Raw genomic sequence first — 16350 nt, forward strand, 5'->3', positions numbered from 1 at the left:
CTACTGACTATTCGTCAGATCTCTGCGATGCTCCGCGCCATGGTGGATGGACCGGGAACGACAGGGCCGACGGGAGAGGCGCCCCAGGGTGCCCCGGATGTGCTGGCGCCCGCCCGGCTCGGGCCGCTGAGGCTGCGCAACCGGGTCATCAAGGCCGCGACCTTCGAGGGCGCCACCCCCGACGCACTGGTTACCCAGGAGCTCATCGACTACCACCTGCGACCCGCCGCAGGCGGGGTCGCCATGACCACCGTGGCCTACTGCGCGGTGGCGCCGGAGGGGCGTACCGAGCGGCGTCAGCTGTGGATGCGACCCGAGGCGCTGCCGGGGCTGCGCAGGCTGACGGAGGCGGTGCACGACACCGGTGCCGCCGTCAGCGCACAGCTGGGCCACGCCGGGCCGGTGGCCGACGGCCGGTCCAACGGGCTGACCTCCCTCGCCCCGATGGCAGGGTTCAACGCGCTGAGCATGCGCCGCAACAGGGCGGCCACCGCCGAGGACATCGACCGTGTCATCAAGGCCCACGCCGAGGCCGCCCTGCTGGCAGCCGAGGCCGGTTTCGACGCCGTGGAGATCCACCTCGGCCACAACTACCTGGCCAGCGCCTTCCTCAGCCCCCGGCTGAACCGCCGCACCGACGCGTTCGGTGGCTCACTGCGTGCCCGCGCCGCCGTGGCGCTGGGTGTCACGCGTGCGGTACGCGACGCGTTGGGGGACCGGCTCGCCATCACCGCCAAGCTGAACATGAAGGACGGTGCGCCCGGCGGGCTCACCGTGGACGACAGCCTCCAGGTGGCGCGCTGGCTGGAGGCGGACGGCAGCGTCGACGCACTCGAACTGACTGCGGGCAGCTCGCTGTTGAACCCGATGTACCTGTTCCGGGGAGGCGCCCCCGTCGCCGAGTTCGCGGCCAACTTCCCGCTCCCCCAGCGGCTTGCGATCCGGGCGGTGGGCCGCGGCGTGTTCCGTACGTATCCCTACCGCCCCCTGTACCTGCTCGACTCGGCCCGGCGGTTCCGCGCCGAGCTGGAGCTGCCGTTGATCCTGCTCGGCGGGGTCACCGACCGGCAGGGCATGGACCGCGCCATGGCGGAGGGTTTCGAGTTCGTCGCGATGGCCCGCGCCCTGCTGCGCGAGCCCGACCTGCTGCACCGCATCGGCCGTGACGCCGCCACCCGCTCGCAGTGCATCCACTGCAACCGCTGCATGCCCACCATCTACACAGGGACCCGCTGCCCGCTGATCGAGGAACGGGCGCGCTGATTCAGGAACGGTCGCGCCGAGCGGCTTCAGGGCGCGGGGTCCGGGAGTCCGGGCCGGAGCCGGAGCCGGCCCCCGGAAGGATGCGCCCCGGAGGCGTGGTGCGGCGAGTCGACCGACGGTGGATCCATGACATCTGCTCCGCCGCCGTCGCGTCGCCGTCTCCGTACGGAGTGGATCGCCGCCGCAGTCGCCTTGCTGGCGCTGGTCGTGTCCGTCCTGAGCCTGATGCAGTCGCGTGACGCGAGCAACAAGGCCCAGCGACAGGCGGAACGTGAGCAGGCGGTCAAGGTCAGCTTCATCCGGCAGCCCAACGCCGACGGTACGGAGACCCTGAGCATCGCCAATCACGGGCACCTCCCCATCCACGACATCACACTGACCTTTCCCGGGGGTGACTACATCGACGTGGGATCCATGGACGGGTGCACCGTCTGGTGGGTCACACCGCTGAGCCTGGTGGCCCCCACCGGGGAGAGCGCCGGTCTCGGCGAGCCGAGCCGGCTCTATTTCACCGATGTCGCGGACCCGGCCAAGAGCTGGCTGATCGAGGACAAGGGGCCCAAGGAGCCGAGTCCTCCGCAGAACAGGAAGCATGACGTCAAGCCCACGTTCCTCGCCGGGATGCAGTCCTCGCAGATCGAGCACTGCGGCTGAGGCCCCGGAAGATCGCCCGAACAGCTGAAGGAGTGGTGTTCCCATGCGTGTCCTCCTGGTCGGAGCGGGAGGCGTCGGCACGGCGATCACAAGGATCGCGGCCCGCCGGCCCTTCTTCGAGCACATGACCGTCGCCGACTACGACCTCGGACGGGCGGAGAGCGCCGTCGCGGCCCTGGGGGAGCGGGGGGACCGGTTCGGCGCCGTCCGGCTGGACGCCTCGGACCGGGCAGCGGTGCGGCAGGCGCTTGGTGAGCACCGCTGCGACGTCCTGCTGAACGCCACGGACCCTCGTTTCGTGCTGCCGCTGTTCGAGTCCGCCCTCGCCCACGGCGCCCACTACCTCGACATGGCCATGTCCCTGTCCCGGCCGCACCCGACCCGTCCGTACGAGGAGTGCGGGGTCAAGCTCGGGGACGCGCAGTTCGAACGGGCCGCGGAGTGGGAGGCCGCAGGGCGTCTCGCGCTCGTGGGCATGGGCGTGGAGCCCGGCATGTCCGATGTGTTCGCCCGGTACGCCTCCGACGAGCTCTTCGACGAGATCGAGGAGATCGGGATCCGTGACGGGGCGAATCTGACGGTGGACGGCTATGACTTCGCGCCGTCATTCAGTATCTGGACGACCATCGAGGAGTGCCTGAACCCGCCGGTCGTGTACGAGCAGGAGCGGGGCTGGTACACCACGGCCCCCTTCAGCGAGCCGGAGGTCTTCGACTTCCCCGAAGGCATCGGGCCCGTGGAGTGCGTCAACGTGGAGCACGAGGAGGTGCTGCTCGTCCCGCGGTGGCTGAAGGCCCGGAAAGTCACCTTCAAGTACGGGCTCGGCGACGAGTTCATCGGGGTGCTCCGGACCCTCCACATGCTCGGACTCGACCGGACCGAACCCGTGTCCGTGAAGAGCGGCTCGGGGCAGGCCGCGGTATCGCCTCGTGACGTGGTCGCCGCCTGCCTGCCGGACCCCGCCGGACTCGGCGAGCGCATGCACGGCAAGACGTGCGCGGGAACCTGGGTGAAGGGCGTCAAGGACGGCCGGCCCCGGGAGGTGTACCTCTACCACGTCGTCGACAACCAGTGGTCGATGCGGGAGTACGGCTCCCAGGCCGTCGTCTGGCAGACCGCGATCAATCCCGTGGCCGCCCTCGAACTCCTCGCGGGCGGCGCGTGGGGCGGCAGCGGAGTGCTGGGGCCCGAGGCCCTGCCCCCGCGGCCGTTCCTCGATCTCCTGACCGAGTACGGCGCACCGTGGGGCATGCGCGAGCAGTGACCCGTACCGCGCACATCCGTTGGGCCGTGTGCGCGGCGGATGTGCGTAACCAGAATCGTCTCAATAGCATGAAATCGGCCCATTCCGCTTCCTCCCCGGGCCCGTGACGTAGCGAGGGCACATGGCGAAGGACCTTGCCGGACCAGCACAGCCGGCGACTCTGAAGGCCAACGCGATCGGCTTCGTCGACGCGCTCGTCATCGGGCTGAACGCCACCTCCCCGGCCTACTCCGTGGCGGCCGTCATCGGGCCGATCGTCGCGCTCGTCGGCATCTACGCACCGGGAGTGCTCTTCGCCTCCTTCGTGCCGATGCTCTTCATCGCGTCGGCCTTCTACTACCTGAACAAGGTCGACCAGGACTGCGGGACGACGTTCTCCTGGGTGACCCGCGCGATGGGGCCGTGGAGCGGGTGGCTGGGGGGATGGGCCATCACGATGACCGGTGTGCTCGTCGTGGGTTCCCTCGCGGACGTCGCCGTCAGCTTCGGCCTGCTGGCAGTCGGACTCGACAGCTGGGCCGACAACACGTTCGTGCGCCAACTGCTCACCGTGATCCTGATCCTGGTGATGACCGGCCTCTGCGTCATCGGTACCGAGCTGTCGGCCAAGGTGCAGAACGTGCTGATCCTGGCGCAGGTGGCCTTCCTCATCGTCTTCGTGATCGTCGCGCTGTACCGCGTCTACGCGGGCACGACGTCGTTCGACTCCATCCATCCGTCGGCCGCGTGGCTCAACCCCTTCGGGGCGGGCGGCGCGGCCCTCACCAGCGGCCTGCTGCTGGGCGTGTTCATCTACTGGGGCTGGGAATCCGCCGTCAACCTCACCGAGGAGGTCGAGGACTCCGCGACCGCCCCCGGCAAGGCGGGTGTGTGGTCGACCGTCATCCTGCTGGTGACGTACCTGTCCGTCGGCTTCGCGGTCGTCGCGTTCGCCGGAACGGCGTACCTGGCCGAGAACGCCGACGAGGAGGAGTTCGTCTTCGCCCTGCTCGCCCGCGAGGTCATGGGCGGCTGGGACTGGGTCGTGCTGCTCGCGGTGGCGACGTCCGCGCTCGCCTCGACCCAGACCACTATCATTCCCGCCTCCCGCACCGCGCTGTCGATGGCCCGCAGGCATGCGCTGCCGGCGCACTTCGCCCGTATCAACCCGCGGTTCAGGACACCTGACGTGAGCACCTGGTGGGTGGCCGCCATCGCCATCGCCTGGTATCTCGTCGTCAACCAGATCAGCGAGAACGCCCTGTTCGACTCACTGACGGCGCTGTCCCTGCTGATCGCCTTCTACTACGCGCTGACCGGGGTGGCCTGCGCGGTCTACTACCGCCACCATCTGACCGAGAGCGTACGGAGCTTCCTGCTCATCGGCCTCGGTCCGCTGATCGGATCCGGTCTGCTGACCTGGCTGCTCGTGCGGTCCGTCATCGACATGTCGGACCCGGCGAACTCGTACAGCGGCACCTCGTGGTTCGGTCTCGGCCCGCCACTCGTCATCGGTATCTTCATCAGCCTGATCGGTGTGGTGCTCATGGTGGTGTGGCGGTTCCGGTCGTCCCTGTTCTGGGACGAGCGCCGCGGTGTGGTCGACCCCGAACTCGTGCACGGCAAGGAGCGCTGACATGTCCGTGGTCCTCGGCTACGACGAGTCACCCGGTGCCGCACGCGCCCTGCGTATCGCCATCGAGGTGGCCGCCGCGTACGGCGAGCCGCTGGTCCTGGTCTACGGGGCGGCGCCGCCCGGCCCCACGGGCGAGGAGTACCGGGCGCACTACGAGGCTGTCCGCCAGGCGGGCCGTTCGGGGCTCGAGCGTGCGCTCGCGGCGGCCGAAGAGGCGGGCGTGTCCGCCACCGTCGAGGTGATCGACCGGAGCCCGGCGCAGGCCCTGATCGAGGCCGCCGCACGTCACGAGGCCCGGGTCATCGTGGTGGGCAGCTGGGGCGAGAGCCCGATCCGCGGGGCACTGCTCGGCTCCACCCCGCACAAGCTCCTCCACCTGTCGACCGTTCCGGTGCTCTGCGTGCCGACCGAGGTGTGAGCCGGCAGACGGCGACACCCCGGCGGTTGCCCGGTCGGCCGACTCGCCCGACTCAGCCGAAGCTGCGTCCCATCTCGTCCAGGATCTCGTCGATCACTTCGATGGGCTCCCGGGCCGGGCCTCCTCGATCCACATGCGCATCGCGATCCGCAGCGAGGAGAGGAACGCCGTGGCGAGGACCAGGGGGCGGACCGGCTCTGTCGAGTGGGCCGGGCGCCCGGCCACCGCCTCGGCCAAGTCGCGTTCCAGCGCTGCGTGGTTGGCGAGCTGGCGGGCCAGGAGGGAGGGGTGGTGCATGGCCAGGCGGGTGCGGACCGCCCATTCGCGTTCCGGAGGTGCGACGCGCTCGGCGAACCGTGCCACGGCCGCCCGCAGCGCCGTCCAGGCGTCCTCCTCGGCGGGGCGCTCGCGCACGGCCCTGACGAGCTCCCTGATCTGCTGCTCCTCGCCGTGGAGAAGGGCGTCCTCCTTGCCGGTGAAGTAGTTGGAGAACGTTCTGCGGGAGACCCCGGCCGCATCCGCCACGGCCTCCACCGTGAGCTGGTCGAAGCCGTGCTCGACGGTCAGCCGCAACGCCGCTTCGTGCACGGCCTGCCGGGTGGCTTCCTTCTTGCGTTCCCGTAGTCCCACAGAGCGCTCCATGGGCGTCATTATCTGTGGCCGCAGTGGGGACCGGATCTTGAGCCGGGCTGCGGTAGTGTTTCGCATCCCCGCACGGGGACGTACCGAAGGAGGTGGGACCCATTACCGCTGCATCAGGCTGGGTGCTCGCCTCACACGATCGCGTGGTCGACCGGACGTAACCGGCCGCGGAGCACCCATCGGCGTTTTCCCGAAAGGCTCTCCGCTCCATGCCGGTCCCGCTGTCACCCCTCGCTCTCTCCTCTCTCGTCACCACCCTTCGCTCCGCCGGCTGCGTATTCGCCGAGGACGAAGCGGATCTGATCGCCGCCACCGCGGCCGGTCCCGTCGAACTCGCCGCCATGGTGGAACGGCGCGTCACCGGCCACCCCCTGGAACACGTCCTCGGCTGGGCCGAGTTCAGCGGTCTGCGCATCGCCGTGGATCCCGGGGTCTTCGTCCCCCGCCGCCGCACCGAGTTCCTGATCCGCCAGGCCGCGGAACTGGCCCCGAGCCCGGCTGTCGTGGTCGACCTCTGCTGCGGTTCGGGCGCGCTCGGTGCCGCGCTCGCCGCCGTGCTGGACGACGTCGAGTTGCACGCCGCCGACGTCGAACCAGCCGCGGTGCGCTGCGCCCGGCGCAACATCGGCGACCTGGGCCGGGTCTACGCGGGCGACCTCTTCGCGCCCCTGCCCGGCTCCCTGCGCGGGCGCGTCGACGTGCTCCTCGCCAATGTGCCGTACGTACCGACGGACGATGTCGCCCTGCTGCCCGCCGAGGCGCGCGTCCACGAACCGCTCGTCGCCCTCGACGGAGGCGGCGACGGTCTCGACGTGATGCGACGGGTGGCCGCCGAGGCACCGCAGTGGCTCGCCCCGGGCGGCAGCCTGCTGGTCGAGACCAGCGAACGGCAGGCGGCACGGGCCGAGGAGGCCGTGGGCGGCAGCGGGCTCGTCCCGCGTGTGGTCACCTCCGACGAGTGGTACGCCACCGTCGTCATCGGGACTCTGCCGACCGGCTGAGCAGAGACCCGGACGAGCCCCGCACGCCGGGCTCGTCCGGGCCGGGCGCTCAGACGAACCGCCACCGGGTCTGGGTGAACGGGTCGCCCTTGCCGAAGCCGAACACCGTGCGCGGGGACACCGCGAAGACCTCGGCCCGGTTGTCCTGCGAGCCCACGAACGCGCCGTCGGCCACGTCGAAGTGCCAGACCGGGCCGTACTTCGCCTTCCACGCCTCCGCGAGGCCGGCCAGCCTGTCCGCGTCGGTCACCCGCTCCGCCCGGCCCTCGACCACCACGTCGAGCCCCGCCGACCAGGAATTGCTTCCGGTCGTGAGGACGACCTCGTCGTTGGCCGCCAGATTGCGGGCCTTGCGCTCCTCGGAGCCCGTACAGAAGTGCAGCGCGCCCTGCCACCAGACACCGATCAGGGGTGTGACGTGCGGGCGTCCGTCCGGGCGGACCGTGCTCAGCCAGTACAGCTCGGCATCGGTCAGCAGCTGCTGGGCGCCGGCCCAGGGGCTCGGCACCGCGCCAGGGCTGCTGTAGCGGGGGTCGAGCTCGGTGACTGGCTCGGATGCGGACATGGTCGGGCCTTCCGGTCGGGTGCTGAATGCGATCCTGCCTACGAAGTACGGACTGCGCACCTGCTCCGTATTCATCGGTGCGGGACTACGCTCGTAGAACTGGGTGGTGATCGGGCGGCGAGCAGGAGAGCGCGGAATGACGACGTTGCCGGGGCGCAGGAGCAGTACGTTCACCCGACTGCTGCGGCACGGTTTCACCGATCCGTCCGCCGCCGAGCGGCTCCTCGACCTGCCCGACCTGTCCTCCGTACGGTCCGACCCCGTCCTCCTCGAAGCCCTCGGGGCCACCGCCGACCCCGATCTGGCGCTGCGCAGCCTCGTCCGGCTCGTAGAGGCCGAGGAGGCCGACGAGCGGCAGATCCTGCTGGACACCCTCGTCACCGCCAAACCCCTGCGGGACCGGCTTCTCGGGGTGCTCGGAGCATCCGAGGCCCTCGGCGACCACCTGGCCCGGCACCCGCGCGACTGGCAGGCCCTCGTCACGTACGAGGCGGCCGATCTGCACCCCGGGGTCCCCGAGTTCGAACGCGAGCTGGCCGGGGCCGACGACCCGGACTCGTTGCGCGTCGCCTACCGCCGGTGCCTGCTGTCGATAGCGGCACGTGATGTGTGCGGTACGACGGATGTCGCCGAGACCGCCGCCGAGCTGGCCGACCTGGCCACCGCGACGCTCCGGGCCGCGCTCGCCGTCGCACGTACGGCCACGCCCGCCGACGCCGCGCAGTGCCGGCTCGCCGTCATCGCGATGGGCAAGTGCGGCGGCCACGAGCTGAACTACGTCTCCGACGTCGACGTCATCTTCGTGGCGGAGCCCGCCGACCGCACCGACGGCGCCGAGGAGAGCGCGGCCATGCAGGCCGCCACCCGACTGGCCGCGCACATGATGCGGATCTGCTCCGACACGACCGTCGAGGGCACCATCTGGCCCGTCGACGCCAACCTCAGGCCCGAAGGCCGCAACGGGCCGTTGGTTCGCACGCTCAGCTCGCACCTCGCCTACTACCAGCGCTGGGCCAAGACCTGGGAGTTCCAGGCGCTCCTCAAGGCCCGGCCGGTGGCCGGCGACCCCGAGCTGGGCGCCGAGTACGTCGAGGCCGTCTCGCCCCTCGTCTGGCAGGCCGCCGACCGCGAGAACTTCGTGCCCGACGTGCAGAAGATGCGCCGCCGCGTCGTCGACACCATCCCCGCCGACCGGGTCGACCGCGAGATCAAGCTCGGCCCCGGCGGGCTGCGGGACGTCGAGTTCGCCGTCCAGCTGCTCCAGCTCGTGCACGGCCGCAGCGACCCCGCCCTGCGCAGCGGATCGACCCTGGAGGCGCTGGGCGCGCTCGCCGAGGGCGGATACGTGGGACGGGTGGACGCCTCCCAGCTGGACGACGCCTACCGCTTCCTGCGCGCCATGGAGCACCGCATCCAGCTCTACCGGCTGCGCCGCACCCACCTGGTCCCGGTGGACGAGCCGGACCTGCGGCGGCTCGGACGCTCCCTCGGTATGCGCACCGACCCCATCGCCGAGCTGAACCAGGCCTGGAAGCGGCACGCGTCCGTGGTGCGGCGGCTGCACGAGAAGCTGTTCTACCGGCCGCTGCTCGACGCCGTCGCCCAGCTCGCGCCCGGTGAGTCCCGGCTCAGCGCGAAGGCCGCCGCGCACCGCCTCGAAGCCCTCGGATACGAGGACCCGGCGGCCGCTCTGCGGCACCTGGAGGCGTTGTCGTCCGGGGTCTCGCGCAAGGCCGCCATCCAGCGCACCCTGCTGCCGGTGCTGCTCGGCTGGTTCGCGGACTCCGCCGACCCGGACGCCGGACTCCTCGGCTTCCGCAAGGTGTCCGACGCGCTCGGCAAGACCCCGTGGTACCTGCGACTGCTCCGGGACGAGGGCGCCGCGGCGGAGAACCTCGCCCGGGTCCTGTCGGCCGGGCGCCTCGCCCCCGACCTGCTGCTGCGCGCCCCCGAGGCGGTGGCGATCCTCGGCGACCCGCAGGGGCTGAAGCCGCGCAGCCGGGACGCCATGGAGCAGGAGGTGCTGGCCGCGGTGGGGCGGGCCGAGGACGCCGAATCCGCGGTGGCGGTGGTGCGCGGGGTGCGCCGGCGCGAACTGTTCCGTACGACGTCCGCCGACCTCATCGGCTCCTACGGCACCGAGGACAGCCCCGCCGAACCCGACCCCGGGGCGCTCGTCGACCGGGTCGGCAGCGCCGTCACCGATCTGAACGCCGTCACGATCGCCGGGGCGCTGCGCGCCGCCGTCCGCGCGGAGTGGGGCGACACCCTGCCCACCCGGTTCGCGGTGATCGGCATGGGCCGCTTCGGCGGCCACGAGCTCGGATACGGCTCCGACGCCGACGTCCTGTTCGTCCATGCGCCCCGGGAGGGCGTCGACGACCAGGAGGCGAGCCGGGCCGCGAACCGGGTGGTCGCCGAGATGCGCAGGCTCCTCCAGCTGCCCACCGCCGACCCGCCGCTGCTCATCGACGCGGATCTGCGTCCCGAGGGCAAGAGCGGGCCGCTGGTGCGCACACTGAAGTCGTACGAGGCCTACTACCGGCGCTGGTCCCTGGTCTGGGAGAGCCAGGCCCTGCTGCGCGCCCAGCCGATGGCGGGCGACATCGACCTGGGCCGTGACTTCATCGAGCTCATCGACCCGCTGCGGTATCCGATGGAGGGACTGGGGGAGGACGCGGTCCGGGAGATTCGGCGGCTGAAGGCCCGGATGGAGTCCGAGCGGCTGCCGCGCGGCGCGGACGCGACCCTCCACACCAAGCTGGGCCGGGGCGGGCTGAGCGACGTGGAGTGGACGGTCCAGCTGATGCAGATGCAGCACGGCTGGGCGGAGCCGGGGCTGCGCACCACCCGGACGAGGGAGGCGCTGGCCGCGGCGTGCGCGGCGGAGCTGATCTCCGGCGAGGACGCGCAGACGCTGGACGAGGCGTGGGTGCTGGCGACACGGGTCCGCAACGCGGTGATGCTGGTGCGAGGCCGGCCGGCCGACACGTTCCCCTCCGGGCCGCGGGAGCTGACGGCGGTGGGGCGCTATCTGGGGTACGAGCCCGGGCACGTCGGTGACATGTTGGACGACTACCGGCGGATCACGCGGAGGGCCCGGGCGGTGGTGGAGGAGCGGTTCTACGGGGCGTGAGGTGGTGCGGGTCGTGCGGGGCGCGAGGTGGTGCGGGGCGCGGGTCGTGCGGGGTTCCGTCCCCCCGGACCCCGCTCCTCAACCGCCTCCTCAATCGCCGGAGGGGCTTGAGATGGCTGCCTTCTGGGCACGCGGGCGCCTCGTCACCGCGGCCAGGCGTGGGCGGCGGGTGAGTTTCGGGGGGATCAGCCTCGGCAGGTGGTGCGGCAGCGCTCCGTACCAGGCGTACGACACCGCGTAACCGAAGGCCAGGCACGCCATGCCGCCCACCGCGTCCAGCCAGAAGTGGTTCGCGGTCGACACGATCACCATCAGGGTCACCGCCGGGTAGAGCAGGCCCAGGATGCGCGCCCACGGGGCGGAGGCCAGTGCGAAGACGGTCAGGCCGCACCACAGCGACCAGCCGATGTGCATCGACGGCATCGCCGCGTACTGGTTCGACATCTGCTTGAAGTTGCCCGAAGCCATCGAACCCCAGGTCTGGTGGACCATGACCGTGTCGATGAAGTTGCCGCCGTTCATCAGACGGGGCGGAGCCAGCGGGTACAGGTAGTAGCCGAGCAGAGCCACCGCCGTGGTCGCGAACAGCGCCAGGCGGGCCGGTGCGTAGCGGCCGGGGTGGCGGCGGAACAGCCAGATGAGCACACCGATGGTGACGACGAAGTGCAGGGTCGCGTAGTAGTAGTTCATCGACACGATCAGCCATGTCACCGAGTTGACCGCGTGGTTGACCGACTGCTCCACGGCGATTCCCATGAACCGCTCGACCGACCACAGCCAGTCGGCGTTGGAGAGGGCTGCCGCCTTCTGTTCCGGAACGGCGTTGCGCACCAGCGAGTACAGCCAGTAACTGACCGCGATCAGCAGGATTTCGAACCAGATGCGTGGTCGCCGTGGCGACCGTGGTGAGCGGAGTCCGGCCAGACCGCGGTCGAGCAGTCTGCCGATCCGGTTCGCGTCGCCGTTCTGCTTCGCATTTGCCTCGGGAGCCGCCTCGTTCACGATGGGTGACGGGGTGGCCTCCGTGCGGCCTTCCTGTGGTTTCACGCTCAATTCACCCATAGGCACAGAGTCTGCCAGATTTGCCCCCTCCGCCTGATGATCCTCCGGCCGGGAGCGGGTTGCACGTCCTGCGGGCTACGGGCGCGCGTGGGATCCTGGGACGGCCGGGGCGGTGGCGGCCGCGTCGGGGCCAGGGCCTGCGGCGGTCGAACCGCGCACGACCAGTTCCGGCATGAAGACGAACTCGCTGTGCGGGGCGGGCGTGCCGCCGATCTCCTCCAGGAGCGTACGCACCGCGGCCTGCCCCATCGCCGTCACCGGCTGCCGGATCGTGGTCAGCGGCGGATCGGTGAACGCTATGAGCGGAGAGTCGTCGTAGCCGACCACCGAAAGGTCGCGCGGTACGTCCCTGGAGAGCCGGCGGGCTGCGCGGATAGCACCGAGTGCCATCATGTCGCTCGCGCACACCACAGCTGTGCAGCCCCGCTCCATCAGCGCCGAGGCGGCCGCCTGCCCGCCCTCCAGCGTGTACAGAGAGTGCTGGATCAGTTCCTCCACCTCGTCCGCGGTGAGGTTCAACTGCTCCTGCATCGTGGCGTGGAAGCCCTCGATCTTGCGGAGTACGGGCACGAAGCGCTTCGGGCCGACCGCCAGGCCGATCCGGGTGTGGCCCAGTGACACCAGGTGCGTCACCGCGAGTCGCATGGCGGCCCGGTCGTCCGGTGAGATGAACGGCGCCTGCACCTTGGGTGAGAAGCCGTTGACCAGGACGAAGGGGACGCCCTGGGCGCGCAGTTGTTCGTAGCGCTGCATGTCGGCCGAGGTGTCGGCGTGCAGTCCTGAGACGAAGATGATGCCGGAGACGCCCCGGTCGACCAGCATCTCCGTGAGCTCGTCCTCGGTGGAGCCGCCGGGCGTCTGGGTCGCCAGCACCGGGGTGTAGCCCTGACGCGTCAGCGCCTGGCCGATGACCTGGGCGAGCGCCGGGAAGATGGGGTTCTCCAGCTCGGGCGTGATCAGGCCGACGAGTCCCGCGCTGCGCCTGCGCAGACGTACGGGCCGTTCGTAGCCGAGGACGTCGAGCGCGGCAAGGACGGATTCACGGGTGGCCGCAGCAACACCGGGCTTGCCGTTCAGTACACGGCTGACCGTCGCTTCGCTGACCCCCGCCTGAGTTGCGATATCGGCAAGCCGTGCGGTCATGGGACTGGACTGTACCGGGCGTGGGTCGGATTGCCCACCATGGACAGGAATCGTGCGACAGCTCCCGCGCGGGCCCTCGCGCGCATGGGCAGGAGGGGACGCCCTCACGGCCCGGCAGCAACGTCTTGCAAGGTCTTGCGGGGCGGGATTGCGGGTTGCGGTCAGCTCGTCGCACTGCGGAATCGGGCGTGGGTACCCGCTACTGCCAGGGGTCGGGCGCTCCCGTCAAGAGGCTTGACGGCAACCGTGAGGACACGCGAATGTAACGATCGCCGAAGCTTGCAGAAATCTTCCGCAAAGTCTTTCGGCCGTCTTTCATCCTTGTTACGTTCACGTCGACCCGGCGCCGCGACGGAGCGGTACGGCAGTTGAAGGAGTTCAGATGCGACGTGGCATAACGGCCACCGCCCTGGTCGCGGCCCTGGCGCTCGCGGCGACCGCCTGCGGCAGCGATGACGACAGTTCCGAGGGCACGTCCAAGGGCTCGGGCGAGCTCTCGGGCACCGTGACGTGGTGGGACACCTCCACCGCGGGCAGCGAGGACAAGGTCTTCAAGAAGATCGCCGAGGGCTTCGAGAAGGAGCACCCGAAGGTCGACGTCAAGTACGTCAACGTCCCCTTCGGTGATGCCCAGAACAAGTTCAAGAACGCTGCGCAGGCCGGCTCCGGCGCCCCCGACGTGATCCGCTCCGAGGTCGCCTGGACCCCCGAGTTCGCGGACCTCGGCTACCTCGCCCCGCTGGACGGCACCGCCGCCCTGGTGAAGCAGGACGACTTCCTGAAGCAGGCCGCCGCGTCCACCAAGTACAAGGACAAGACGTACGCGGTGCCGCAGGTCATCGACTCCATGGGCATCTTCTACAACAAGAAGATCTTCAAGGCGGCCGGCGTCGAGGTTCCGAAGTCGATCGCCGAGCTGAAGTCCGTCTCGAAGAAGATCAAGGCGAAGACCGGCAAGACCGGCTTCTACCTGCGCGGCGACGACGCGTACTGGTTCCTGTCCTTCCTGTACGGCGAGGGCGGCGACATGGTCGACGCCGCCAACAAGTCCGTCACCATCGACAACGCGGCCGGCGTCAAGGCCATGGCGGTCGTCAAGGACCTCGTCGACTCCGGCGCCGCGAAGACCGACGCGACGGACGGCTGGGAGAACATGCAGTCGTCCTTCAAGGACGGCGACGTCGCGATGATGATCAACGGCCCGTGGGCCGTTGCCGACACGTACGCCGGCAAGGAGTTCAAGGACAAGGCGAACCTGGGCGTCGCCCCGGTCCCGGCCGGCTCCGCCGCGCAGGGTGCCCCGCAGGGTGGTCACAACCTGGCTGTCTACGCCGGTTCCAAGAACCTCGACGCCTCCTACGCCTTCGTCGACTACATGACCTCCGTCAAGACGCAGGCCCAGGTCACCAAGGAGCTCAACCTCCTGCCGACCCGCACCTCCGCCTACGCCGAGGAGTCCGTCGTCGACAACGAGATCGTCGGCTTCTTCAAGCCGGTCGTCGAGAGCGCCGTCGAGCGCCCCTGGATCCCGGAGACCGGCAGCCTCTTCGCCCCGCTCGTCACCGAGTACACGAAGGTCCTCACCGGCCAGACCTCCCCGGAGAAGGCGGTCAAGACGACCGGCGACTCCTACCGCAAGCTCCTCAAGGGCTGGAAGTAACTCAGGAAGGCAGGCCGACTGATGGCTGTCCACACCAGCCAGTCGGTGGCGAAGGCCGCGGGCGACGACGTCGCCCGCGGCCGGAGCCGCGGTACTGGTAACCCCCCGCCCCCGAGCAAGCTCCGGCGGGCTCTGTCGACGCACTGGTACGCCTGGACGATGGTGGCCCCGGTCGTCGTCGTGATCGGCGTGATCATCGGCTATCCGCTGGTCCGCGGTATCTACCTGTCGCTGACCGACGCCAACGAGCGCAACGTCGCGCGGTCCATCGGTGTCAACCACATGCCCGCCACGTACAAGTTCGTGGGCCTGGACAACTACACCGACGCGCTCACCGGTGAACAGTTCCTCGGCACGCTCTGGTGGACCCTGGTGTGGACGGTCTCCTGCGTGGCCATCACCTTCGCTCTCGGCCTGGTGTTCGCCAACATCCTCAACCGTAGGATCGCCGGACGCTCCGCCTACCGGATGGCGCTCATCCTGCCCTGGGCCATCCCCGGTTTCGTCTCCGTCTTCGCCTGGCGCTTCCTCTACAACGAGGACCGCGGGCTGCTCAACAAGTTCCTCTCCGGCGGCGGCTTGGGTGGCATCGACTGGCTGGGCGATCCCACCTGGGCGAAGGTCTCCGTCATCGTCGTCAACGTGTGGCTCGGTGTGCCGTTCATGATGGTCGCCCTCCTCGGCGGGCTCCAGTCCATCCCCAGCGAGCACTACGAGGCCGCGGAGATGGACGGCGCCACCGCCTGGCAGCGCTTCCGCCACATCACGCTGCCCGGACTGCGGCCCGTCTCCACGACGGTGATCCTGCTCTCCACCATCTGGACCTTCAACATGTTCCCGGTGATCTTCCTGCTGACCGGCGGCGGACCCGGCGACGCCACCCAGATCCTGGTGACCCAGGCGTACAAGTTCTCCTTCGAGATCAGCCCGCGCGACTTCGCGCAGTCCTCCACGTGGGGCGTGCTGATCCTCGTACTCCTGCTGCTCTTCGCCGCTGTGTACCGGCGAGTCCTCCGCACCCAGGGAGACGACTGGTGACCACCGCACCCACCCCCACCGCGCGGCACTCCGCGCCCAAGGTCCGGCTGCGTGGCGAGCGTTCACCGCTGGCCTCCACCGCACTGCACCTGACGCTGATCGTCGCGTCCGTGATCGCGGTCTTCCCCGTGCTCTGGGTCCTGCTCACCTCGCTGAAGCCCGCCGAGCTCGCGACCACCACGGACTTCTTCAAAGAGACGACGTTCGAGAACTACACGAACCTGCTTCAGAACACGAAGTTCCTGACCTGGTTCGGCAACTCGGTGGTCGTCGCGGGGCTCACCACGCTCATCGGCGTATTCGTCTCCGCCTCCACCGGCTACGCCGTCAGCCGTTTCCGCTTCCCCGGCAAGCGCGGACTGATGTGGACGCTGCTGATCACCCAGATGTTCCCGGTCGCCGTCCTCATCGTGCCGATCTACAACATCATGGCGGGCATGGGGCTGCTGAATAAGCCGGCCGGTCTGGTCATCACCTACCTCACCATCTCGGTGCCGTTCTGCGCCTGGATGATGAAGGGCTTCTTCGACACCATCCCGCGCGAGATCGACGAGTCGGGCCAGGTCGACGGCCTCACCCCGTTCGGCACGTTCTGGCGGCTCATCCTGCCGCTGGCCAAGCCCGGCCTCGCCGTCACCGCGTTCTACTCCTTCATCACCGCCTGGGGCGAGGTGGCGTACGCCTCCGCCTTCATGGTCGGCGAGGACAACCTCACGCTCGCGGGCGGACTCCAGCTGTTCGTCAACCGGTACGGGGCTCAGTGGGGTCCGATGACCGCCGCGTCCGTGCTCATCGCGATACCCGCGGCCCTGGTCTTCCTGTTCGCGCAGAAGCACCTCGTCACCGGCGTGTCCGCCGGAGCCGTCAAGGGCTGAGGTCCGCGGCAGCA

Annotated in this window: 13 protein-coding genes and 1 pseudogene; 10 read left to right on the plus strand and 4 right to left on the minus strand. The window is 69.9% G+C overall.

All coding sequences use genetic code 11. The annotated features are described in order from the left end of the window. The first annotated feature begins 39 nt into the window (after positions 1-39). The 5 genes from ACIOEW_RS03765 (at position 40) to ACIOEW_RS03785 (ending at position 5214) form a co-directional block, all read left to right on the plus strand. On the plus strand, positions 40-1263 hold the full coding sequence (locus ACIOEW_RS03765) for an NADH:flavin oxidoreductase (protein WP_401961010.1): 1224 nt from the start codon (positions 40-42) through the stop codon (positions 1261-1263). Positions 1264-1389: 126 nt separating this feature from the next. Then, positions 1390-1917, plus strand: a complete 528-nt coding sequence (locus ACIOEW_RS03770; RefSeq protein WP_401961012.1) for a hypothetical protein — start codon at positions 1390-1392, stop codon at positions 1915-1917. Positions 1918-1960: 43 nt separating this feature from the next. Continuing rightward, on the plus strand, positions 1961-3181 hold the full coding sequence (locus ACIOEW_RS03775; protein ID WP_401961014.1) for a saccharopine dehydrogenase family protein: 1221 nt from the start codon (positions 1961-1963) through the stop codon (positions 3179-3181). A 121-nt stretch (positions 3182-3302) separates the two neighbouring features. Further along, on the plus strand, positions 3303-4796 hold the full coding sequence (locus ACIOEW_RS03780; RefSeq protein WP_401961016.1) for an APC family permease: 1494 nt from the start codon (positions 3303-3305) through the stop codon (positions 4794-4796). Position 4797: 1 nt separating this feature from the next. Then, on the plus strand, positions 4798-5214 hold the full coding sequence (locus ACIOEW_RS03785; RefSeq protein WP_401961019.1) for a universal stress protein: 417 nt from the start codon (positions 4798-4800) through the stop codon (positions 5212-5214). A 52-nt stretch (positions 5215-5266) separates the two neighbouring features. Here ACIOEW_RS03785 and ACIOEW_RS03790 read toward each other — a convergent pair. Beyond that, positions 5267-5856 (minus strand): annotated as a pseudogene (locus ACIOEW_RS03790) (TetR family transcriptional regulator). 209 nt (positions 5857-6065) lie between these two features. Here ACIOEW_RS03790 and ACIOEW_RS03795 point away from each other — a divergent pair. After that, the gene (locus ACIOEW_RS03795) at positions 6066-6857 is read left to right on the plus strand and encodes a putative protein N(5)-glutamine methyltransferase (protein WP_362554586.1); all 792 of its coding nucleotides are present in this window, start codon (positions 6066-6068) and stop codon (positions 6855-6857) included. A gap of 49 nt (positions 6858-6906) precedes the next feature. On the opposite strand, the gene ACIOEW_RS03800 is transcribed toward ACIOEW_RS03795, so the two are convergent. Further along, positions 6907-7422, minus strand: a complete 516-nt coding sequence (locus ACIOEW_RS03800; protein ID WP_401961022.1) for a pyridoxamine 5'-phosphate oxidase family protein — start codon at positions 7420-7422, stop codon at positions 6907-6909. 136 nt (positions 7423-7558) lie between these two features. On the opposite strand from ACIOEW_RS03800, the gene ACIOEW_RS03805 reads away from it, so the two are divergent. Beyond that, positions 7559-10558 carry a bifunctional [glutamine synthetase] adenylyltransferase/[glutamine synthetase]-adenylyl-L-tyrosine phosphorylase gene (locus tag ACIOEW_RS03805; RefSeq protein WP_362554583.1) on the plus strand — a complete coding sequence of 1000 codons (3000 nt, stop codon included), beginning with the start codon at positions 7559-7561 and terminating at the stop codon, positions 10556-10558. A gap of 90 nt (positions 10559-10648) precedes the next feature. On the opposite strand, the gene ACIOEW_RS03810 is transcribed toward ACIOEW_RS03805, so the two are convergent. Beyond that, the gene (locus ACIOEW_RS03810) at positions 10649-11560 is read right to left on the minus strand and encodes a phosphatase PAP2 family protein (RefSeq protein WP_401961543.1); all 912 of its coding nucleotides are present in this window, start codon (positions 11558-11560) and stop codon (positions 10649-10651) included. Positions 11561-11695: 135 nt separating this feature from the next. Next, a complete protein-coding gene (locus tag ACIOEW_RS03815) occupies positions 11696-12763 on the minus strand; it encodes a LacI family DNA-binding transcriptional regulator (protein ID WP_401961025.1) in 1068 nt (355 codons plus the stop codon). A gap of 382 nt (positions 12764-13145) precedes the next feature. Here ACIOEW_RS03815 and ACIOEW_RS03820 point away from each other — a divergent pair, with 382 nt between their 5' ends. The 3 genes from ACIOEW_RS03820 to ACIOEW_RS03830 are packed head-to-tail and all read left to right on the plus strand — an operon-like array spanning position 13146 to position 16336. After that, a complete protein-coding gene (locus tag ACIOEW_RS03820) occupies positions 13146-14423 on the plus strand; it encodes an extracellular solute-binding protein (RefSeq protein ID WP_362554577.1) in 1278 nt (425 codons plus the stop codon). A 21-nt stretch (positions 14424-14444) separates the two neighbouring features. Next, on the plus strand, positions 14445-15461 hold the full coding sequence (locus tag ACIOEW_RS03825) for a carbohydrate ABC transporter permease (RefSeq protein ID WP_401961029.1): 1017 nt from the start codon (positions 14445-14447) through the stop codon (positions 15459-15461). Continuing rightward, positions 15458-16336, plus strand: a complete 879-nt coding sequence (locus ACIOEW_RS03830; RefSeq protein ID WP_362556809.1) for a carbohydrate ABC transporter permease — start codon at positions 15458-15460, stop codon at positions 16334-16336. The genes ACIOEW_RS03825 and ACIOEW_RS03830 overlap by 4 nt, the downstream gene beginning before the upstream one ends. Positions 16337-16350: the final 14 nt, after the last annotated feature.

Origin of the sequence: Streptomyces sp. NPDC087901 (assembly GCF_044742205.1) — a bacterium.
In the GTDB taxonomy this organism is placed as follows: Bacteria; Actinomycetota; Actinomycetes; order Streptomycetales; family Streptomycetaceae; genus Streptomyces.